Raw genomic sequence first — 23,086 nt, forward strand, 5'->3', positions numbered from 1 at the left:
TTATCCATATTGCTTCGATCGCGACAGGTTGCAGCCGGGCGCCAGCCATATCGCCGACCAGAGCGTATCGCGATGAGAGAAAAGGTTCGGTTATAACTGGGCAGGCCGTTGGATCGAGGCGACGAATTCGTAAATTCGAACTCGTCCCATTGACCGAATTTATACAAATCGCGGCATCTAAAATGGAAATGCGATTAATGATTTCGCGTTTCTCATATTGTTTATTCGCAAAACCATAGCTGGCTGAGTCAGCGATTTTCCAGATAGAACTTTCGCATTCCGGCGAAACACGGGAATCACCGCAGTCGGCTTCGCCTCCGGCATCGAACGAATTGCCGGCATGCCGACGCGCGTGCGCACAGACGCCCTATTCCGGCGATGTCCGCGCGAGCCTCCGCATTCGCCGGCAACCTCGCGACACCCGTGCGCTCGCGCCGCTGTCGCGCCGCCCCGTCACGGCAACCGGAACGTCTCGAAGAACGTATCCCGGTCGATCATCACCAGCGCCGCGCGCTTGTGCGGGAAATCGAACTCCTTCAGCGTATGGAAGCCGAGCCGGTGCATGTACGCGATATGCCGCACGTGATCGACGCGCGGCTCGCCGACGAGCCGCTGCGTGCGCGGCTCGTCGACGAACATGTAATGCAGCACCCCGCTCCACCACGCGTGCAGCTTGCCCGCGCTCTGGAAGCGCGAATCGCCGATCAGCAGATGCAGCCCGCGATCGTAGTCGTGCGCGTCGTAGAACGGCGCAAGGCGGTCCTCCTTCGCCCAGTAGAACTCGAAATAGCCGAACGGCGTGTCGTCGAAGTAGCCGATCATCGGGTGCATGTGCGGATCGGCGAGCCGTTCCGCGAGATACGCGGCGTGCTCGTCGCGCGTGCCGCGCTGGTCCCAGAACTGCGCGACGCGATCGAGGTTCATCCAGCCGCTGAACAGGTCCGCGTGCGCGTCGACGTCGACCGTGCGCAGGCTGAAGGTCATGCCGACCTGCGGCATGTAGCGCGCGTAGATCTCGCCGGGCAAGCTCGGCGCGCGCACCGGATGACGTCGCTCGTTCGTCACCGCATAGCGCAGCGGCATGCCGCCCGAGCCCGGCGCCTTCAGCCACGGCTGCGGATGCTGCCAGAACGTCGCGCGCGACGCGCTCAGGTGCAGCCGGCCGTCCACGGGCCGCGCGTCGTCGATCACGCCCTCGCGCACCGCGCGCCCGACATACGCCGCGACCGCCGCGGGATCGGCGCCCGCGAGCGGCACGGCGAGCGTCGCCGACGCGCGCGGCGTGTCCGTGTTGAACAGCGCGGCGAATTCGGCGAGCAGCGCGGCCGGCGGATCGTCGGGCCGCCATGCGTCGAGGACGCGATCGGCGTCGTGCGCCGCGGATGCGGATGCGGATGCCGCCTCACGCGCAGGCGCGGCGAAATCGGCAGCATCCGCCGGATCGGCAGGGTTCGTCAGCGTGTCGGTCATCACAAGGCCCCCGCGTCGTGGCGGTCCGCGAGGATGCCAAGCCCCCGCTCGAGCGCCGGAAACAGGCTGCGCTGGAAGTTGTTCCAGCGCAGTTCGAGAATCGTGTCGTCCGGCGCGATCGGCGTGTCGAGCACGTCGCAGATCACTTCGCCGGAATCGATGCCGTTGTCGACGTAGTGGAACGACGCGCCCGTCATCGTCACCGGCTCGATCGCCGACGTCGCGCCGCTCGCCCAGTCGACCCGCTCGCCGCGCGCGCCGTGCAGCGCATCGAGCGTCGCGTACGCGCCGCGCCGCTGGAACGGCGAGCCGTCCTCGGTGATGCCCGGGTGGATGTTCGCGATGCGCCGGTGAAAGCGCGCACCCGGCCGCACCAGCTCGTCGAGGATCACGAGCAGCCCGTCGAGCACGACGACGTCGGCGTTCAGTTCGAGCAGCCGCTCGAGCAGCCGGCGCTCGAACGCCGCCTTGCCCGCCGCGCGCTCACTCGCGGCGTGGACGGCGTGGACATCGCGCGGCAGCCGGCGGTACGTCGACGGAATCGCGCAGAACAGCTCGTCGACCGGCCGGCCCTGCACCGTGAGGCCGTCCGGCAGCAGCCAGGGCCGCCCGGGCGTGCGCGCGAAGCCGTAGTCGGCGAGCTTCGCGCAGTCGGCGGGCGAGCCGTCGTCGTCGTCGACGATCACGCCCGCGAGCGTGTAGCGCTCGCCGAGCGCCGAGCCGTTGAGCCGCTCGACGAGGAATTCGAGCGGCGCCTTCATGTAGCGCGTGCCGCCCTTGTAAGCGACCGGCTGTCCGGCGCGATCGGCCGCGCCGTTGCGCAGCGACTGGATGTAGACGAGATTTTTCTTCGGCATGGGTCGTGATGGGAAAAGGACGCCGCCGCCGCGACGCGCAGGCGCCGGCCCCCGCGAAGGCCGGCCCGCACGCCGCGGCGCGCGCCGTCACCAGTTGTATTTCGCGGTGGCGACCACGGTGCGCTCGTTGCCGAACATGCAGACCGAATACGACTGGCAGCCGCTGATGTAGCGGCGGTTGAACAGGTTCGTCGCGTTCACCGCGAAACGCCAGTTGCGCACGTCGTAGTGGATCGCCGCGTCGTAGACCGTGTAGCTCGCGACCGACAGCGAGTTGTCGGCCGCGCCGGCCGACGCGCTCTGGTAGCGCACGCCGCCGCCGAGCCCGAAGCCGGCGAGCGGCCCCGTGTGCCACGTCCAGTCGGCCCACAGCGACGCCATCTGGCGGGGCCGCGGGATGTCGACCGGCCAGTTGTTCAGCGACGCGTCGTTCGCCTTGATGTTCTTCACGTCCTGGTACACGTACGACGCGATGATCGACAGGTTCGGGCTCACCTTGCCGGTCGCGCTCAGCTCGATGCCGCGCGAGCGCACCTCGCCCGTCTGCACCGACGTCGTGCCGGCCGGATCGAGGCTCGTCGGCGTCGGCGTGATCCCGTTGGTCTGGTTGATCTGGTAGATCGCCGCGTTCAGCATCAGGTTCTTGCCGGGCGGCTGCCAGCGCAGGCCCAGCTCGATCTGCTTGCCGCGCGTCGGCTTGGCCAGCCCGCCGCCGAACAGGTTCACGCCGATCAGCGGGTTGAACGACGTCGCGTAGCTGACGTACGGCGACAGCCCGTAGTCGCCCTGGAACGCAAGGCCCACGCGCCCGCTGAACGCGGTGACGTCCGCCTTCGACTGCGTGCCGCCCGCGCGGTCGTCCTGCCGCATGTTCACCCAGTCCTCGCGGCCGCCGAGCGTCAGCACCCAGCGGTTCCACTTGACCTGGTCCTGCGCGTACACGCCGAACGTGTTCATCGTCGTGTACGTGTCGGTGCGGAAGGTGGCGTTCGGGTCCGAGAAGATCGCGTTCGTCACCGGCGGCGACACGGTGTTGTAGAGATTCACGGCCGGCGCCGCCGCGACCCATTCGCTGTCGGTCGAGGTCTGCCGGTTGTACTGGAAGCCGAGCAGCAGCGTGTGCTCGAGCGGCCCGGTGGCGAAGCGCGCCTGCGCGTTGTTGTCGATGTCGAAGCGGCTGTAGTTCATCTGGAACAGGCCCGCCCAGCGCGACACGTCGGTCGTGCTGCCGTCGACGAAGCCCGCGCCCCACACCGAGCCGTTGTCGAGCGACAGGTGCATCCAGCGCACGTTCTGGCGCACCGTCCAGATCGCGTTCAGGTTGTGCTCGAACTGGTAGCCGAGCGACCACTGCTTCTTGCGGTAATGGTTGAAGCCCGGGTCGCCCAGGTACACGTCCTTCGACACAGTTGCCCGTTCGGGTTCCCCAGCACCGTGCCCTGCGCGGGCAGGAAGTTCGACGAGATGTCGCCCCAGTCCTGCAGATAGGTCGCCGACACCGTCAGCGACGTGTCCGCGTTCGGCCGCCAGCGGAACGACGGCGCGAGCGCGACGCGCTGGTCGTTGTTCGGGCCGGTCAGCGCGTTGCCGTCGCGCGCGACGCCGACGAAGCGGTACGCGTACTTGCCGTCGGCGTCGAGCTTGTCGCCGACGTCGAACATGAACTGCTTGCGCGCATAGTTGCCGATCTCGACGCCCGCTTCACGCACGCGCTCGCCGTCGGCGAGCTTGGTCTGCACGTCGACGATCGCGCCCGGGTCGCCCGCGCCGTACAGCACCGACGTCGGCCCGCGCAGCACGGTGATGCTGTCGATCATGTACGGGTCGACGCGCCAGCTCGCGAGGTTGATCGTATTCGGCACCTGCAGCCCGTTCACGTAGGCGGTCGGCGTGAAGCCGCGCAGCGCCGCGTACCAGTCGGAACGGTTGTCCGAGCCGTACGACGAGAAACCCGGGATATAGCGCAGCGCCTGGTTCACGTCGGTCGCACCCGTCATCTCGATCTGCTGCGCGGTGACGACGTTGATCGTCTGCGGGATTTCGCTGATCGGCGTGTCGGTCTTCGTGCCGGTCCGGCTGCGCCGCGCGACGAGCCCGACCGTGCCGCTGCCTTCCGACGCCGCGTTGACGCTGATCGCCGGCAGCGTGCCGGGCGCCGCGCCGTTTGCCTGCGCGGCGGGGTCCGCCTTCGCCGCAGGGTTCGGCGCCGCCTGGGCCATCGCCTGGCCTGCCGCCGCATAAAACGCCACGCCTGCCGCGGCCGCGATCGCACGCCGATGTGTGCCTCGACGCGTGCCTCGACGTGTCCCTCGACGTGTCCCTGTTACCCACTCCATCTTTCGTTGCTCCACTTGTTTGGCGGCCTCCCGGCCGCCCTTTTTGTCAAAGCGCTACGGCCAGCCGGCCCGCGCTCACCCCGATTTCCTGTCGTGTCCGTGGCGGCCGGACGTCGTCGTCCGGCTGCGCGCGCCCGCTTTCGAGCGACGCGCAGATTTCGTCCGCGCGGCGCGCGAGCACCGACAGCAGCGTGTCGGACAAGCCGTGGCTGCCTTCGCAGCAGCCCTGCAGATAGATGCGCGGCGCGAAGTGCTCCGGCGTGTCGAGCCGGTAGTCGCGCGTCACGTCGCCGCGCGCGAGCGCGTCGCCCAGATGCGGCGCGAGCCCGTCGAGCAGCGCCGTGTGCGTGTCGCGCCGGTAGCCGGTCGCGAGCACGAGGCCGTCGAAGCGCTCGGTATGCGTGTCGCCGCTCAGGCGGTCGCGCAGCGTCAGCTCGATCTGGCCGGTCGCGGTGCGCGCGGCCGGGCCGCCTCGATCGCGCGGTTCGCGAGCAGCGCGTGGCGCGGCGCGCCGTCGATGCGCTGCAGGTACAGCATTTCGTAGATCTGCTCGATCAGCGGCCGGTCGACCACCGCGTAGTTCGTGTCGCGGTAGCGTTCGAGCAGCGCGCGGCGCGCGTCCTGCGGCTGCGCGTAGACGACGTCGGTGAACGCCGGGCTGAAGATCTCGTTGACGAACGGGCTGTCGTCGGCCGGCTTCAGCGCGCCCGCGCGCATCACGAGGCTCGCGTCGACGTGCGGGAAGCGCCGCGCGAGGTCGATGAACACCTCGGCCGCGCTCTGGCCCGCGCCGATCACCGCGATGCGGCGGCGCTCGCCGGCGCCCGCGAGCCGGCCGATGTCCGCCAGGTACGTCGACGAATGGATCACGCGGTCCTGGCCGAGCGCGGCGAACGCGTCGGGGATCGCCGGCGCGCCGCCGACGCCGACCGACAGCGCGCGCGTGACGCGCTGGCGCTCGTGCCCGGCGGCGTCGCGCGACAGCACGCGCAGCGCGTCGATGCGCGCGCCGCTGCCGCGCACCGGCTCGATGCCGGTCACGGTCTCGCCGTAATGGACGTGCTCGTCGAACGCGTCGGCCACCCAGCTCAGGTAGTCGTGAAACTCGACGCGGGTCGGATAGAAGTTCTTCAGGTTGATGAACTCGTTCAGCCGGCCGCGCTGGAACAGGTAGTTGATGAACGTGTAGCGGCTCGTCGGGTCGCGCATCGTGACCAGATCCTTCAGAAACGAGATCTGCATCCGGCAGTCGTCGAGCAGCATGCCGCGATGCCAGCCGAACGCCGGCTGCCGCTCGACGAAGCAATGCGCGAGCGCGCGCGTGCCGCTGCGCTCCGCGAGCCGCACGGCAAGCGCCAGGTTCGACGGCCCGAAGCCGACGCCGATCAGGTCGAATACGGTTTCTCTCTGCATGTCTCTCAGCTCCCTTGTCGGTGAAACCGGCGCGTCAGACGTGACGGCCGGCGAACAACGTGTTGCGCCGCGCGCGCGGGCACGGCGGCTGCACGACGCGGATGTCGGCGCGTCTCGCGCACGGCGCGGCGGCCGGGCGGAAACGCGACGCGACGGGTATCGAATCGCGCGAAGCGGTTCGCACGCACTTCAGCCGGCATCGCGCGCCTCCTGCGCCGTTTCGGCCGTCGCGTCGAGTCGCGCGCCGAGCGCGCCGAGCGTCGGCGCGGCGAACACGTCGGCCACCGTCAGCACGTGACCGGCGCGGCACGCGGCATCGACGAAGCGCACCACGTCGAACGACGTCGCGCCGGCGGCGAACAGATCGGCATCGGGCGGCGGCGCGGCGCACGCAAACGTGTCGGACCACAGCGCGGCCAGTGCGGCGATGGCGTGGCGCGCTTGCGGCGCCGTGTCGGCCACGCGCGCACGCGCGGCCGTCGACGCCGCGAACCGCGCGTCCGGCACACCGAGCCGCGCTTCGGGCGCGACCGCGAAACGCGCGAGCTCGTCGTGATAGACGTCGACGAGCGCAGCGACGAACGCAGCGTCGAGCAGTTCGTTCGCATACGAGAACGCCGCGCTCACGCGGCCGTCCGGATGCTCGACGACGTCGAGCTCGAGCGTGAACACCACGCTGTGCCGCACGTCGTCGAATCCGGCGAGCGACAGGCCCGCCCAGTCGCGCGCGGCCGCGCCGGTCGGGCGCAGGTAGTTGAACATCACCTGGAACAGCGGATTCGCGGCCGTCGCGCGCGGCGCGCCGAGCGCGGCGACGACGTCCGCGAACGGCACGTCCGCATGCGCATAGGCGGCCAGCGCCGCGTCGCGCACGCGGGCCAGCACGTCCGCGCGGCGGTCGGCCGCGTCGAGGCGCGTGCGCACGACCACCGCATTGATGAACAGGCCGAGCGCGTCGCGCGCGGCGTCGCCGGTCAGCTCGCGCGTCGACGCGAGCACGCCGACCGGCTGGTCGGCCGCGCCCGTCGCGCGGAACAGCGCGGCGTTGAGCGCCGCGTGCAGCAGCATCGGCAGCGTCGCGTGCGCGGCGGACGCGGCGTCGCGCGCGGCGCGGATCAGCGTCGCATCGAACGCGAACGCGGTGCGCGTCGCACGCCATTGCGGAATGGCAGGTGCGTCGGCGCGCTCGGGCAGCACGCGCCGCGGCAGGTTGGCCAGCGCGTCGCGCCAGTACGCAACCCGCGCGGGCGCGCCCGGCGCCGGCAGCACGAGCGGCGCGCTGGCGACCACCGGCAAGTTGACGCCCTGCACCCGCGCAACGTAATGCCGCCGGATCGCATCCAGCCACAGCTCGATCGATTCGCCGTCCGACACGATGTGATGGATCGCGATCGACAGCACATGATCGTCGTCGGCGAGCCGCAGCACGCGCGCGCGCCACAACGGCGCGGCGGCGCCGAGGTCGAACGGCGTCAGCGCGTCGTCGTCGGTCAGCGCGGTCGCGCGCGCCAGCGCGTCGGGCGAAGCGGACAGGTCGACGACCGGCAGCGCGACCGGCGCCGGCGCGTCGATCCGCTGCCCGGGCAGCGCGCCGTCGCGCGCGACGAGCCGCGTGCGCAGCGCCGGATGGGCCGCCGCCGCGTCCGCGAACGCGGCGCGCAGCGCATCGGTGTCGAGCGGGCCGCGCATGCGCAGCGCGACCGGAATCACGTAGGCGGCGCTGTCCGGCTGCGCGCGCCACAGGAACCACAGGCCGAGCTGCGCCGGCGACAGCGGCCATACGCCGTGCGCGTCGGGCCGCAGCGCCGCCGCGCCGGGCGCGCCATCGTGCGCCGCGCGCGGCGCATCGGCGACCTGCCGCGCATACTGCGCGAGCACCGGCGCCTCGAACAGCGCGCGCACCGGCACGTCGCGGCCGAGCCGCTCGGCGACGCGCGTCGCGACCCGCACCGCGGCGAGCGAATGGCCGCCGAGCTCGAAGAAGTGGTCGCCGCGGCCGACCCGCGCGACGTTCAGCACGTCCTGCCAGATCGCCGCGAGCGCGGCCTCGTCACCGTCGCGCGGCGCTTCGTACGCGCGCTCGACGCGCACCGGCGCGGGCAGCCGCGCGCGGTCGACCTTGCTGTTCGCGTTGCGCGGCAGCGCGTCGAGCACGATGATCTGCGCGGGCACCATGTAGTCCGGCAGCGTGCGGCGCAGGTGCGCGTCGAGCGTCGCCGCATCGACCGGCTGCGCGGCCGCGCGCGCGTCGTCGGTCAGCTCGACATAGGCGACCAGCTGCGCGTCGCCGCGATGCCCGTGCACGACCGCGCAGGCTTCGCGCACCGCGTCGTGCGCGGCGAGCTGCGCCTCGATCTCGCCGAGCTCGATCCGCAACCCGCGCAGCTTCACCTGGTGATCGACGCGGCCGATGAAGTCGAACACGCCGTCCGCGCGGCGCCGCACGAGGTCGCCCGTGCGATACAGGCGCGCGCCGGGCGCGCCGTACGGATCGGGCACGAAGCGCTCGGCGGTCAGCGCCGGCCGGTCGAGATAGCCGCGCGCGACGCCGATCCCCTCGCCGCCGAGATACAGCTCGCCGATCACGCCGACCGGCAGCGGATGCAGGCGCGCGTCGAGCACGTGCGCGGTGCGCGCGCCGACCAGCGTGCCGATCGGCAGATACGCGGCGTCGCCGAGCTTCGCGAGGTCGTCGCCCGGTCGGAACATCCACAGCGTCGGCGTGATGACCGTCTCGGTCGGGCCGTAGCCGTTGACCACCCGCACGTTCGGCAGCGCGCGGCGCAGCATCGCGAACGCCTCGCGCGACGTCGCCTCGCCGCCCACCGTCAGCGAGCGCAGCGTCGGCGGCGCGCCGTGCGCGAGCGCCCATTCGGCGAGCTGCGCGGCGCAGCCGGGCGGCACGTAGGTCATCGTCACGCCGTCGCGCACCATCATCGCGCAGGTCTGCGCGGGCGGCCACAGCACGTCGGCCGTCACCGACACGGCCGCGCCCGACATGTATTGCGAAAACCAGCCTTCGTGCGCGCCGTCGAAGTTGACCGACTGGAACAGCAGGAACACGTCGTCCTCGCCCGCGCCGTAGCGCTCGGCGATCGCCGCGCAGTGCCGCGCGAACGACGCGTGGTCGACGATCACGCCCTTCGGCGCGCCGGTCGAGCCGGACGTGTAGATCGCATACGCCGCATGGCCCGGCAGCACGTCCGGCAGCGCGACGTGCGCAGCGTCGTCGAGCGCGTCGATCGCATCCGCGCGCCACACGCGCAGCGACGGCAATTCGGGGAGCGCGGCTGCGCTGTGCGCGTCGGTCAGCACGTGTTCGATGCGCGCGTCGCCGACGATCTGCGCAAGCCGCTCGCGCGGATGCGCGGGATCGAGCGGCACGAACGCCGCGCCGGACTTCAGCACCGCGATCAGCGCGACGAGCAGGTCGACCGAGCGCTGCAGCGCGACGCCGACCCGCATTTCCGGGCGCACGCCGGCCGCGACCAGCCGGCGCGCGAGCCGCGCCGCGCGCGCATCGACCTCGCCGCGCGTCAGCGCGCGATCGACGTCGGCCACGCCGCGCGCATCCGGGCGCGCCAGCGCATGCGCGGCGATCCGCGCGTGCACGGGAATGAACGGCGCTTCGTCACCCGCGTCGGGCGACGCATTCCACGCGAAGAGCTGCGCGCGCTCCGCTTCAGGCAGCCAGTCGAGATCGCCGACCGGCACGTCGGGCCGCGCGAGCGCATCGGCCAGTAGCGTGACGAAGCGCTGCGCCAGCCGCGCGATCGCGTCGGCGTCGAACAGATCCTGTGCATAGACGAACGCGGCGTCGAACGTGCCGGACGGCGTCGCCTCGACGCCGAGCGTCAGGTCGAATTTCGCGGACGGCGTGCCGGACGGCAGCACGGCCACTTCCACCGCGTTGCCGGATGCGCCGAGCGGCGGCAGCGCGCGGCGCTCGCCGTACGCGGCCATCACCTGGAACAGCGGATGGTGGCTCGCGCTGCGCGGCACGCCGAGCGCGTCGACCACCTGCTCGAACGGCACGTCCTGGTGCATCTGCGCGTCGACGAGCGCGCGCTGCGTGCGCGCGACGAGCGCCGCGAAGCCGTCGCCCTGCGTCACGTCGACGTCGATCGCGAGCGTGTTGACGAAGAACCCGATCAGCCCGGCCGTTTCCGCGCGCTCGCGGTTCGCGGCCGGCACGCCGACGCAGATTCGCGCGTCGCCGCTCGCGCGCGCGAGCAGCGCGTCGAGCGCGGCGAGCAGCACCGCGAACGGCGTGGCGCCGGTGGCCGCGGCGAACGCGCGCAGCCGCGCGGCGAGCGGCGCGTCGAGCGAGAACACGTGGCGCGCGCCGCGCGCGCTGCGGCGGGCCGGCCGCGCGGCGGCGCCGGGCAGCGCCAGCACGCCGCGCTGCGGGTCGAGCCGTTCGCGCCAGAACGCGAGCTGCCGGTCGCGCTCGCCGGCGTCGAGCCAGCGGCGCTGCCACAGCGCGTAGTCCGCGTACTGGATCGGCAGCGGCGCGAGCGGCACCGGCGTGTCGGTCGCGTACGCGCGATAGAACGCCGCGAGTTCGTCGAGCATCACGCCCGACGACCAGCCGTCCGACACGATGTGATGCACGGTCAGCGCGAGCCGGTGATGCGTCGCGTCAAGGCGGATCAGGTGCGCGCGCACCAGCGGCGGCGTGCCGAGGTCGAACGGCTCGGCTTCGTCGGCCGTCGCGATGCGCTCGGCCTGCGCGCGCCGCTGCGCGGCCGGCAGCGCCTCGAGATCGGTGTCGCGCCACGGGCAGCGCAGCGGCGGATGGATCGTCTGCATGACGCCGTCGGCGGCTTCGTCGAAGGTCGTGCGCAGCGCCTCGTGGCGCGCGATCAGCGCGTCGCACGCGAGCCGCAGCGCATGCGCGTCGAGCGGGCCCGTCAGCGCGAGCCGCTCGGTGATGTGGTACGCGTCGCTCGCATCGATCAGCCGCTGATGGAGCCACAGCCGCGTCTGCGCGAACGACGCCGGCACGCACTCGCCGCGCGGTGTGCGCGGCGGAATCGGCAGCACGCGGAAATCGATGCCGGCCGCGCCGAGCTTGTCGATGAACACCGCGCGCTGCGCGTCGGGCAGTTGCGCGAAACGCGTCGCGAGCGCCAGCCAGTCGGGTTGAACCGTCGTCATCCGTCGTCCTTATTGAATTTCCAGTTCGCCGAGCAAGGCGTCGATCGCGCTCGCCGCGTCGGTCGCGCCGCGCGCCGCGCAGGCCGCGTCGAGCGCCTGCGCGCAGCGCGCGAGCGTGCGGGTGTCGAACAGCGTGCGCAGCGGCAGCGCAAGGCCCCAGTGCAGGTTCGCCTGCGCATGGGCCTGCGTCGCGAGCAGCGAATGGCCGCCGAGCAGGAAGAAGTCGTCGTCGCGGCCGATCGCGTCGACGCGCAGCACGCGCTGCCAGATCGCCGCGAGCGCGCGCTCCGTGTCGGTCGCGAGCTCGGCCGCGGCCGCCGCGTCGCGCACCGGCGCCGGCAGCGCATGGCGGTCGCACTTGCCGTTCGGCGTGACCGGCAGCGCGTCGAGCGCGATCAGCTGCGACGGCACCATGTAGGCCGGCAACTGCGCGCGCAGCGCATCGAGGAGCGCGGCCGGGTCGAGCACGCCCGCGTCGCCGCGCGCGACGTAGCCGATCAGCTGCTCGTCGCGCACCACGACGACCGCGTCGTGCACGCCCGGCGCCGCGCGCAGCAGCGCCTCGATCTCGCCCGGCTCGATCCGCTGGCCGCGCAGCTTCACCTGCGTGTCGACGCGGCCGAGGTAGTCGAGCGCGCCGTCCGCACGTCGCCGCGCGAGATCGCCGGTGCGGTACATGCGCGCCCCCGGCACGAACGGATCGGGCACGAAGCGCTCGGCCGTCAGTCCCGGCCGGCCGAGGTAGCCGCGCGCGAGGCCCGCGCCGGCCAGGTACAGCTCGCCGGTCGCGCCCGCCGGCACCGGCTGCCAGGCGGCGTCGAGCACGTGCAGCTGCAGGTTCGCGATCGGATGGCCGATCGGCACCGCGTGCGCATGCGCATCGGCCGCACCGCAGGTCCAGTGCGACACGTCGATCGCCGCCTCGGTCGGCCCGTACAGGTTGACGAGCGTCGCGCGCGGCAACAGGCGCGCGACCTTCGCGACCAGCTCGGGCGCAAGCGCCTCGCCGCTCGCGACGATCAGCCGCACGCTGCCGCATTGCGCAGCCGCGCCGAAATCGTCGAGATGCGCGGCGAACGCGGCCAGCATCGACGGCACGAAATGCAGCACCGTCACGCGGTGCGCGTGGATCGCGGCCGCGAGGCGCGCCGGGTCGCGATGGTCGCCGGGCGCGGCGATCGCGAGCTTCGCGCCCTGCGACAGCGGCCAGACGAATTCCCACACCGACACGTCGAAGCCGAACGGCGTCTTGTGCAGCACGACGTCGTCGTGCGTGAGCCGGTACGCGTGCTGCATCCACGCGATCCGGTTCGCGAGCGCGCCGTGCGTGTTGCCCGCGCCCTTCGGCTTGCCGGTCGAGCCGGACGTGTAGATCAGGTACGCGAGCTGCGCATCGGCGGCCGCGACCGGCTCGATCGCGTCCGGTGCGATGTCCTGCGCGAGCAGGTCCGCCACCGTCAGCAGCCGCGTGCCGGCGGCGTCGCCGAGCGCGGCTTCGACCTGCGCGCGCAGGTGCGCCTGCGTCAGCACGACCGCGGGCCGCGCATCGCGCAGCAGGTACGCGATGCGCTCGGCCGGATAGTCGGGATCGACCGGCAGATACGCCGCGCCGGCCTTCAGCACGCCGACGAGCGCGCTCACCATGTCGAACGAGCGCTCGACGCACAGCGCGACCGGCGTGTCGGGCTGCACGCCCTGCCGGCGCAACGCGGCGGCGATCCGCGACGTGCATGCGTCGAGCTCGGCATAGGTCATCCGGTGCAGGCTGCCGTGCGCGTCCGCGTATTCGAGCGCGACTGCGCCGGGCGTCGCGCGGGCCGCCGCTTCGAATTGCGCGTGCAGCGGCAATTGCTGGTGCGCCGGCCACGCGCGGGCGGTCGCGTCGCGCTGGGCGAGCGCGTCGCGCGCCGCGTCGTCGCCGATCGACAGCGCGCCGAGCCGCGCATCGGGCGTGCTCGCCAGCGCGTCGAGCGCGCACGCGAACGCGCGATGCCAGGTCTCGACCTGCCGCGCGTCGATGCGCGCGGTGTCGTAGCCGTAGTCGATCGTCAGCTCCGCGCCGCTCTCGATCACGAGCGTCAGCGCGAAATCGGTCGCCTCGATGCTGCGCACGTCGCGCAGCGCGAGCGCGCGCGGGTCCGCGTCGTGCGCGGTGTCGTCGACCGGATAGTTCTCGAACACGACCAGCGTGTCGAACAGCGCGCCGCCTGCGCCGCGCGCCCAGCGCTGGATGTCGGCGAGCGGCGCATGCGCGTGCTCGGCCGCCGCCGCGTTGTCGCGCTGCAACGCCTCTGCAGCCAGTCGGCCGCGCGCTGCTGCGGCGCGGGCGCGGTGATCACCGGCACCGTGTTGATGAACAGGCCGAGCACCGCGTCGACGTCCGGCAGCGCGTCCGGACGCCCCGCGACGGTCGCGCCAAACGCGACCGCCGGCTGGTGGGTCATCCGCTGCAGCGCGAGCGCCCACGCGCCCTGCACCAGCGTGTTGACGGTCAGCTTCAGCGCGCGCGCCGTTTGCGCGACGCGCGCCGTCGCGTCGGCGGCGATCGTCGCGCGCCGCGTCGTCATCCGTGCCGCCGCGCGGTCGGCAGTGCGCTCGGCGATCAGCGTCGGCGCGTCGAGCCGCGCGAGGCGCCCGGTCCAGAAGCGCTCGTCCGCGTCGCGATCGCGCGCGCCGAGCCACGCGATGAAATCGCGGTAGCGCAGCGCCGGGCGGCTCGCGAACGGCGACACGGCGTCCGGGTCGCGGTAGTCGCGCAGCACGTCGGCGAGCAGCCGCGCGGTGCTCCAGCCGTCGAGCAGCACGTGATGGCGGGTCCACACGATGCGCCACGCGTCGTCCGTCACGCGGATCAGCGTGAGCCGCATCAGCGGCGGCTCATTCCAGTCGAAGCCGCGTGCGCGGTCGGCCGCGAGCCACGCGTCGAAGTCGGCATCGAGCGCCGCGCCGCGCGTGCGCCAGTCGAGCTGCTCGACCGGCAGCGCCGCCTGCCGGTGCACGCGCTGCAGCGGCGCCGCTTCGTCCGGCATGATGCTGGTGCGCAGGATGTCGTGCCGCGCGATCGATGCGTCGAACGCGGCCGCGAGCCGGTCGGCGTCGAGCGCCGTCGCGGTCGCGACCAGCTGGTTCACGTAGCTCGCATGGCCCGGCGCGAACAGCGCGTGGAACAGGATGCCCTGCTGCATCGGCGACAGCGGATACACGTCGTCGATCGTGCGCCAGTCGAGCGGCGCGCGCTCGATCGCCGCCTGCGTGAGGCCCGCGGCGTGCGCGAGCGGGAAATCGCCCGGCGTCGCGCCGCCGCCGCGCTGGGCGATGCGCGCCGCGCACGCATCGACGAGCGCACGCAGCGCCGCCGCGAACCGCGCGGCGAACGCGTCGATCGTCGCGCGCTCGAACTGCGGCGCGCCGTACACCCAGTGCAGCTTCAGCGTGCGTCCGCCGTCGCGGTCCTCGTCAAGATACGCATGGATCGCGAGCGTGTTGCCGAGCGGCCCCTGCGGATCGCGCTCGACGCCGGCGCCGCCGAAGCGCGGCACGAGCGTCGCGTCGCGCGGCGCGTCGAACTGGCCGAGGTAGTTGAAGGTCACGCGCGGACGCGGCACCGCGGCCAGCGCCGCGCGCGTCGCCGCGTCGCCGTAGTGCGCGAGCACGCCGAAGCCGAGCCCCTTGTGCGGCACCGCGCGCAGCGCGTCCTTGACCGCGCACAGCGTGTCGCGCGCGCTCGCCGCGACCGGCAGCGACACCGGGTAATGGCTCGTCAGCCAGCCGATCGTGCGGCTCGCATCCGCATCGTCGAACAGCGCCTCGCGGCCGTGCCCTTCCAGTTCGACGCGGCACGACGCCGCGTCGCGCCCGTCGGCCAGCGCCATGGCAAGCGCGGCGGCGAGCAGCTCGATCGTCTGCGTGCGGTACGCGGCGTGCGCGTCGGCGAGCGCCGCGCGGGTCAGCGCGGCGTCGATCGTCTGCACGACGACGGCCGCGTCCGCGTTGGTCGCCGGCGCGTCCGGATGGTCGGGCGCGACGTCGTCGCCGTGCGCCATGCCGGTCCAGTACGCGGTCTCGTTCGCGAACGGCGAGCCCGGATCGGTCGCCGCGCGCGCGAGCCGCGCGGCCCACGCGTCGGCGCACAGGCCCTGCAGCGCGAGCCGGATCGGCCGTTGCTCGCAGGCGGCGCGGTACGCGGTGTCGAGATCGTCGAGCAGGATTCGCCACGACACGCCGTCGACGATCGCATGGTGGATCGCGACGAACAGCCGCGTCGCGCCGTCCGGCAGCCGCGCCGCGCACGCGCAGGCGAGCGGCCCGCGGCCGAGATCGAGCCGGCGCTGCAGCGCATCGAAGCGCGCGAGCGCGTCGGCGTCGTCGCGCGCGGCGACTTCGACGAACGGCAGCGCGTCGTACGGGCGCTGGGCGTCGTCGGCCTGCCACGCGCCGTTCGCGCCGCGCGTGAAGCGCCGGCGGAACGCTTCATGATGCGTGAGCAGCGCGTCGAACGCGCGCGCGAACGCGGCGGGGTCGAACGCCCCGCGCACGTCGAACGCGACCGCCTGGTTCCAGTGGCCCGGATGCGGCACGTCGAGCGCGAAGAAGCGCTGCTGCGCGGGCGTCAGCACGCGCGCGGCGGCCACGGTCGTCGCGGCCTGTGCGACCGGGGCGGGCTGCGCCACGTCTTCCGTCTTCGCGACGCGCGCCAACTCGGCGAGCGTCGGGCCGTCGAACAGCTGCTTCGGCGTGAAGCGCACGCCGCGCTTGCGCGCGCGGGCAATCACCTGCAGCACGAGGATCGAGTCGCCGCCGAGTTCGAAGAAGTTGTCGTCGCGGCCGACGCGCGGCGCCTTCAGCACCGCCTGCCAGATTTCCGCGAGCGTCGTCTCGACCGCGCCTCGCGGCGCATCGCCCTGCACGCTCGCGGCAGGCGCGGCGGCCAGCGCGCGCAGCGCCGCGCGATCGACCTTGCCGTTCGCCGTCACCGGCAGGCGCGGCAGCGCGACGATCTGCGCCGGCACCATGTAGTCCGGCAGCGCCGCCGCGAGCCGTGCACGCAGCGCGGCCTCGTCGAACGCCGCGCCGTCGCGCGCGACGACGAACGCGGCGAGCCGCAGCCGGCCGTCGTGCTCGACCGCCAGCGTTTCCGCCTGCGCGATGCCGTCGGCCGCGCGCACGGCCGCGCTCACCTCGCCCGGCTCGACGCGATAGCCGCGGATCTTGACCTGGTCGTCGATCCGCCCGAGGAAGTCGATGCGGCCGTCCGTGCGCAGCCGCACGCGGTCGCCGGTGCGGTACACGCGCGCGCCCGGCGTGAACGGATCGGGCAGGAAGCGCTCGGCGGTCGCCGCCGGCCGGCCCCAGTAGCCGCGCGCGACGCCCGGCCCGCCGAGATGGAGTTCGCCGGTCGCGCCCGCCGGCACGCACGCGCCGAACGCATCGAGCACGACCGCGCGTGCATTCGGCAGCGGTCCGCCAAGCGGCACGCCCCGCGCCCCGTCGTGCCCATCGTCGGCCATCGACGCCGTGTCGCACGCGAGCGCGCCGACGGTCGCCTCGGTCGGGCCGTAGTGATTGATCACGCGGCACGCGGGCTTGAGCGCGGCGATGCGCGCGACCAGCGCCCACGTGAGCGTTTCGCCGCCCGTCACGAGCGCATGGCTCGGCAGCACGTCGGCCGGCGCGCGGGCTTCGAGCAGCGCCTGCAGATGGCTCGGCACGATCTTCAGCACGCCGACGTCGCGGCGGCGCATCTCGTCGGCGAACGCATCCGGATCGAACGCGCACGACGCCGGCAGCAGATGCAGCGTGCGGCCCGCGCACAGCGCGCCGAACAGCGTCGTATGGCCGAGGTCGGCGGCGACCGTCGACACCATCGCGAACGACGCGTCCGGCGCGAACGCGAGTTCGTCGAGCATGCCCTGCACGTAATCGGCGAGCGCGCGATGCGATACGACGACGCCCTTCGGCGTGCCGGTCGAGCCGGACGTGTAGATCAGGTACGCGCCCTGGTCCGGGTGCGGCGCGATGCGCGCGGCGCCCGCCTGCGCGAGCGTCGCGTCGGCCGCGAGCGCGTCGACGTCGAGCGCCTGCGCGAGCGTGCCGGCCGGCCATGCGGCGTCGCCGGCGACGAGCGCCGAGCGCGCGCGGCAATCGGCGGCGGCGGCCGCGAGCCGCTCGGCCGGCTGCGCCGGATCGAGCAGCACGGCCAGCGCGCCCGCCTTCAGCGCGCCGAGCAGGCCGACGACGAAGCGCGCCGAGCGCTCGATGCAGACGACGACCGGTTCCTCGGCCGCCGTGCCGCGCAGTTGGAGCGCGCGGGCGACGCGATCCGACGCGTCGTCGAGTTCCGCGAACGTCAGCGACTCCGCCGCATCGGCCAGCGCGACGCGATGCGGATACGCGGCGGCCTGCCGCGCGAACGCCGCGACGACGTCGGCATGCTCGACGCGCAGCGCGCGGCCGTCGCGCGGCTGGCGCGACGCGGGCGCCGCATCGCACGGCAGCTCGGCCGTGACGGTCTGCGGATCGCGCGCGGCGGCCGCGACGAGCGCCGCATAGCTGGCGAGCCACGCGCGCGCGGTGTCGGCGTCGATGCAGTCGGTCGCATACGCGGTGACCAGTTCGATGCCGCTCGCATCGTCGGTGAAATCCAGCGCGAAATCGAAGCGCGCGGCGAGGTCCGGCCCCGGCGTCGCGACCGCGGTCGCGCCCGGCAGCGCGCTGTCGAGCCGCGCGTCGAACTGCTGCGCGAACTTGACGCGCAGCCATTCGTCGCCGCGCCGCACCGGCGGCTTCACCGCGTCGACGACGCGCTCGAACGGCACGTCCTGGTGCGCATACGCATCGAGCGCCGCCGCACGCACCGCATCGACCAGCGCGGCGAACGGCTGCGTCGGCGCGACGCGCACGCGCAGCGCGACGGTGTTCAGGAACAGCCCGAGCAGCGGCGCGTTTCCGGACGCTGCCGGTGCGCGACCGGCACCGCGACCACGACGTCGGTCGCACCGGTCAGGCGCGACAGCCACGCGTCGAGCGCGGCCATCAGCACCGTGAAGACCGTCGCGTGCGCGTCGCGCGCGAGCCGGCGCACGTCGGCCGCGACCGCGTCGGGCAGGCGCAGCGACGCGCGCGCGCCGTGCAGCGTGCGCGTCGCGCCCGGCTGCCGGTCGACCGGCAGTGCGAGCGGGCCCGGCGCGTCCTGCAGCGCGGCGCGCCAGTAGTTCAGTTGCCGCTCGCCCTCGCCGCCCGCGAGCATGTCGCGCTGCCAGTCCGCATAGTCCGCGTACTGGATCGGCAGCGCGGGCAGCGCCGGCTCGCGACGCTTCGCATACGCGCAATAGGCCGCCGTCAGCTCCTCGAACGCGCAGCGCGAGCTCCAGCCGTCGGTGATCGCATGATGGGCGGTCAGCAGCAGCCGGTGACGGTCGTCGGCGAGCGCGATGAGCGTCGCACGCACGAGCGGGCCTTCGGCCAGGTCGAACGGCGCGCCGGCGTCGCGCTCGGCGAAGATCGCCGCCTGCGCGTCGCGGCCGGCCGGCGGCAGGCCGCGCAGGTCAACTTCGGCGATCGCCACCGGCAGGCGCGCGTGGATCCGCTGCATCACGACGCCGTCGTCGTTTTCGACGAGCGTCGTGCGCCACGCGTCGTGCCGGCCGATCACGTGATCGAGCGCGCGCTGCAGCGCGGCGCGGTCGAGCGCGCCGTCGATCGTCCAGTGCGCGGCGATGTGATAGGCCGCGCTCGCGTCGCGCGTCTGCGCGAGCACCCAGAAGCGCTGCTGCGCCAGCGACGCCGCGCGCTCCGCATACGGTGCGCCGGCCGGCGCACCGGCGCGCGCCGCGATCGCGACGAGCGGCGCGCCGGTTTCGCGCTCCGCGCGGTCGATCGCGTCGGCCAGCGCGGCGAGCGCCGGGTCCGCGAACAGCATGTCGAGCCGCAGGTTGACGCGCCATTCGGCACGAATCGCCGCCTGAAGCTGCATCGCCGCGAGCGAATCGCCGCCCAGCGCGAGGAACCGGTCGTCGCGCGACGGCGGCGCGTCGAGGCCGAGCAGCGTCTGCCAGATTTCAGCGGTGCGCCGCTCGGTGTCCGTGCGCGGCGCGTCGCCGGCTGCGCGGTCCAAACGGTCCGCAAGGTCCGCGGCGATCCGCTCGCGCAGCGCCGCGCGGTCGAGCTTGCCGTTCAGCGTGTACGGCAGCGCGTCGCAGCGCACGTACCGGTGCGGCTGCCAGGCGGCCGGCAACTGCGCGGCGACGTGCGCCTTCAGCGCCGCGTCGTCGGCCTCCGTGCGCAGCGCGACGCATGCGACGAGCCGCGTCGGGCCGCCGTCGGCTTCCGCGACCACGGCCGCGTCCGCGACGGCCGGATGCGCGCGCAGGCACGCGGCGATTTCCGCCGGCTCGACGCGCACGCCGCGCACCTGCACCTGATCGTCGAGGCGGCCGAGGTAATCGAACGCGCCGTCGCCGCGCACTCGCGCGAGATCGCCGGTGCGATAGACGCGCGCGCCGGGCGCGCCGTCCGGATCGGGCACGAAGCGCTCGGCGGTCAGCGCCGGGCGGCCGTGATAGCCGCGCGCGAGGCAGACGCCGCCGAGCAGCAGCTCGCCGGCCGCCGCGCCGTCGCCACCGTCGACGCGGGCAACGCGCGGACCGATCGGCCGGCCGATCGGCAGCGCCGCGAACGCGTCGCCCGCGGCGAGCGCGGGCGTCTCGCCCGGCTCGACCGGCCACAGCATCGGCGAGATCACCGCTTCGGTCGGCCCGTAGCCGTTGACGAGCCGCACCGCCGGGAAGGTGTCGCGCACGAACTCGAATGCCTGCTGCGGCAGCGCCTCGCCGCCGAACGCGAGCACGCGCAGCGCGGGCGGCACGCCGTCGCGCGCGGCGAGCGCCGCGAACTCGCGCAGATAGGCAGGCGGAAACGCGGCGACGCTGACCTGCTCGCGCACCATCAGCGCATGCGCGGCGTCCGGCGCAAACGGCTGCGGCGGCGCGACCGCGATGCTTGCGCCGACCGCGAGCGGCGCGAGCCAGCATTCGTGCGCGGCGTCGAAATTGACCGACGCGAAATGCAGCAGCCGGTCGCCGGCCGCGATCGGCAGCGCGGCCGCAAGCGCATCGCAATGCGCGGCGAGCGGCCCGTGCTCGACGACGACCGCCTTCGGCGTGCCGGTCGAGCCGGACGTGTAGATCATGTAGGCGGCCGCGCGCGGATGAACCGGCGCGTCGTCTTCATCGACGCACGCGTCCGTTGCATTGGCATCGATTTCCGCGACGTCGAACGCATGCGCGAACGGCGCGCCGAGCGCCGCGCGCCCCGCCGCGTCGACGATGCCGTGGCGCAGGTTCGCGTCGCGCACGATCCAGTCGAGGCGCGCGGCCGGATGGCGCGGATCGAGCGGCACGAACACGCCGCCCGCCTTCAGCACGGCCAGCAGCGCGATGAACAGCTCGCACGAGCGCTCGACGCACACGCCGACCCGCACCTCGGCGCCGACGCCTGCCGCGCGCAGCCGCCGCGCGAGCCGCGACGCGCGCGCATCGAGCGCGCCGCGCGTCAGGCGGATTTCGGTCGGAAAGGAGACGGCGAGCGCGGGCGCGTCGGGCGCGCGGCGCGCCAGCTCGCGGATTCGGTGATGCAACGCAGTCGGGAAACTCGTCATGGGCGTGAAGTCCTTCAAGGTCCGGCCGCTACGGCCAACTCACGGCGCCGCACTGGGCGGCTTCACTGGTGTGACGAACGGCGCGGCCGGTTTTTTACCGTTTTGCGCACGACGGCCGCGCGCAGGCCGCGCATGGCGAGTTCGCACGCGCTGCCAAATGCCTGCGCTGCTAAATATTTGCGGCGCCCGTTCGTCTATCAGGGAGAGACGCCGCGACCACGCGGCTGCCGCAGCGCTGCCGTTCGCGCCGGCCCTGCCGGTTGCGCGCGTTTCACCAGCCTTTCTCGCCTGCCCTTCATTAACCGACGTTGCCGATGACCGCCGCCCACGAGCCCTCTTCCCCGCCGTCCCTCGACGCCTCCCCCGGCCGCCCCGCCGCGCGCCTGATCCTCGCGCTGCTGCGCGAAAGCCGCGCCGCGCTCGCGCTCGCGCTCGTCGCCTGCGTGCTGAACGGCGTCGCGAGCGTGCTGCTCGTCGCGACGCTGAACCGCGCGCTCGCGCAGCCGGTCGCGGCCGACGCCGCGCTCGCGTGGCGCTTCGCGCTGTGCGCGGTGGTCGCGCTCGTCACGCGGATCGTGTCGGGCGTGCTGTTCGCGCGGCTGTCGCAGGACACGATGGCGCGGCTGCGCGCGCATCTCGCGCGCCGCGTCGGAGCTGCCGAGCTGCGCGACGTCGAGCGCATCGGCGCGGCGCCCGTGCAGTCGGTGCTGACCGACGACGCGACCAACGTGTCGATGCTGTTCTTCGCGCTGCCGAACCTCGTGATGCACGGCTCGATCGTGTTCGGCTGCCTCGGCTATCTCGCGTGGCTGTCGTGGCCCGTGTGCGTGCTCGCGCTCACGGCGATCGTCGCGGGCTCGCTCGGCTATCACACCGGCGACCGCCGCGCGATCGCGTCGCTCGAAGCGGCCGGCCGCGCACAGGACAAGCTGTTCGGCTATCTCGGCGCGCTGTTCTCCGGCGCGAAGGAATTGAAGCTGCATGACGCGCGCGCGCGCCAGTTCGTCGACGGCCAGTTGGGCGCGGCGATCGGCGAGGTGCGCGACCACCGCCGCCGCGCGTTCAGCGCGTATGCGGTCGGCGTCGGCTGGATCATCTTCCTGTTCTATGCGTTCCTCGGCGCGGCCGCGTTCTGGCCGCAGCTCGGCGTGCACGCGGACCCGGGCGCGACGGCCGGCTACGTCGTCGTGTTCCTGTTCATGCTGGTGCCGCTCGACGGCCTGCTGAACAACCTGCCCACCGTCAACGCGGCGCGCGTGTCGCTCGCGCGCATCGAGGACGTGATGGCCGAATTCGGCGCGCTGCGCACCGCGCCGCCCGCGAGCGACGCGCCGGCGGCCGCCGTGTCCGCCATCGCGCCCGCCGGCGCGGTCACGCTGCGCGGCGTCACGCATTCGTATTTCCACGAGCGCGACGAGCGGATGTTCCGCATCGGGCCGATCGACCTGACGCTGAAGCCCGGCGAGCTCGTATTCATCGTCGGCGGCAACGGCAGCGGCAAGACCACGCTCGCGAAGGTGCTCACGGGCCTCTACGAACCCGAGGAAGGCGCGATCGAGGTCGACGGCCGGCCGGTCGGCTGGCGCGAGCGCGCCGCGTACCGGCAGCGCTTCAGCGCGGTGTTCAACGATTTCCACCTGTTCGATGCGCTGCTCGGCATCGTCGACCCGGACGATCCGGCGCGCGCGCAGGCCGACGCGCGCGCGAACGCGCTGGTCGCGAAGCTCGCGCTCGACCACAAGGTGAAGGTCGTCGACGGCGCGTTCTCGACCCGCGCGCTGTCCACCGGGCAGCGCAAGCGGCTCGCGCTCGTCGTCGCGTATCTGGAAGACCGGCCGTTCTACCTGTTCGACGAATGGGCCGCCGACCAGGACCCGACGTTCAAGGCGGTGTTCTACGAACAACTGCTGCCCGAGCTGCGCGCGCGCGGCAAGGCGGTGGTCGTGATCACGCACGACGACCGCTACTTCGATCTCGCCGACCGCGTGCTGAAGCTCGACAACGGGCGGATCGTCAGCGATACGGCGCCCGCGCGAGCGCGCGACGGCGCGAACGCGCTGAGTGCGTGATCGTCGGGGCACGCCGGCCTGCATCGTCGTGTTGGTCGCGCCGGCGGTCTCGATGATCGGTGGCAGGCGCGCAGCGATTGCGGCGATGGGCTTGCCTGTGCAGCGCGAGCGCGGCGGCCGGCTGCT

The 23,086-nt window shown here is 73.2% G+C and carries 4 protein-coding genes and 3 pseudogenes; 1 reads left to right on the top strand and 6 read right to left on the bottom strand.

Translation table 11 applies throughout. The annotated features are described in order from the left end of the window. Window positions 1-453 precede the first annotated feature (453 nt). From WJ35_RS03740 to WJ35_RS03765, 6 genes and pseudogenes are all read right to left on the bottom strand, one after another. Window positions 454-1,470: a GNAT family N-acetyltransferase gene (locus WJ35_RS03740; protein WP_060238726.1), complete on the bottom strand. Its 1,017-nt coding sequence runs from the start codon at window positions 1,468-1,470 to the stop codon at window positions 454-456. Further along, complete coding sequence (locus tag WJ35_RS03745; protein ID WP_069238760.1) at window positions 1,470-2,327, bottom strand: formyltransferase family protein; 858 nt, start codon at window positions 2,325-2,327, stop codon at window positions 1,470-1,472. Before WJ35_RS03745 ends, WJ35_RS03740 begins: the two co-directional genes overlap by 1 nt. Window positions 2,328-2,414: 87 nt before the next feature. Then, window positions 2,415-4,663: pseudogene (locus WJ35_RS03750) on the bottom strand (TonB-dependent siderophore receptor). 46 nt (window positions 4,664-4,709) lie between these two features. Continuing rightward, window positions 4,710-6,076, bottom strand: a pseudogene (locus WJ35_RS03755) (lysine N(6)-hydroxylase/L-ornithine N(5)-oxygenase family protein). A gap of 189 nt (window positions 6,077-6,265) precedes the next feature. Next, the gene (locus tag WJ35_RS03760; RefSeq protein ID WP_069238761.1) at window positions 6,266-11,236 is read right to left on the bottom strand and encodes a non-ribosomal peptide synthetase; all 4,971 of its coding nucleotides are present in this window, start codon (window positions 11,234-11,236) and stop codon (window positions 6,266-6,268) included. A 9-nt stretch (window positions 11,237-11,245) separates the two neighbouring features. After that, window positions 11,246-20,891, bottom strand: a pseudogene (locus WJ35_RS03765) (amino acid adenylation domain-containing protein). Window positions 20,892-21,205: 314 nt separating this feature from the next. Here WJ35_RS03765 and WJ35_RS03770 point away from each other — a divergent pair. Beyond that, complete coding sequence (locus tag WJ35_RS03770; protein WP_069238762.1) at window positions 21,206-22,960, top strand: cyclic peptide export ABC transporter; 1,755 nt, start codon at window positions 21,206-21,208, stop codon at window positions 22,958-22,960. Window positions 22,961-23,086: the final 126 nt, after the last annotated feature.

Source organism: Burkholderia ubonensis (assembly GCF_001718695.1).
In the GTDB taxonomy this organism is placed as follows: domain Bacteria; phylum Pseudomonadota; class Gammaproteobacteria; order Burkholderiales; family Burkholderiaceae; genus Burkholderia; species Burkholderia ubonensis_B.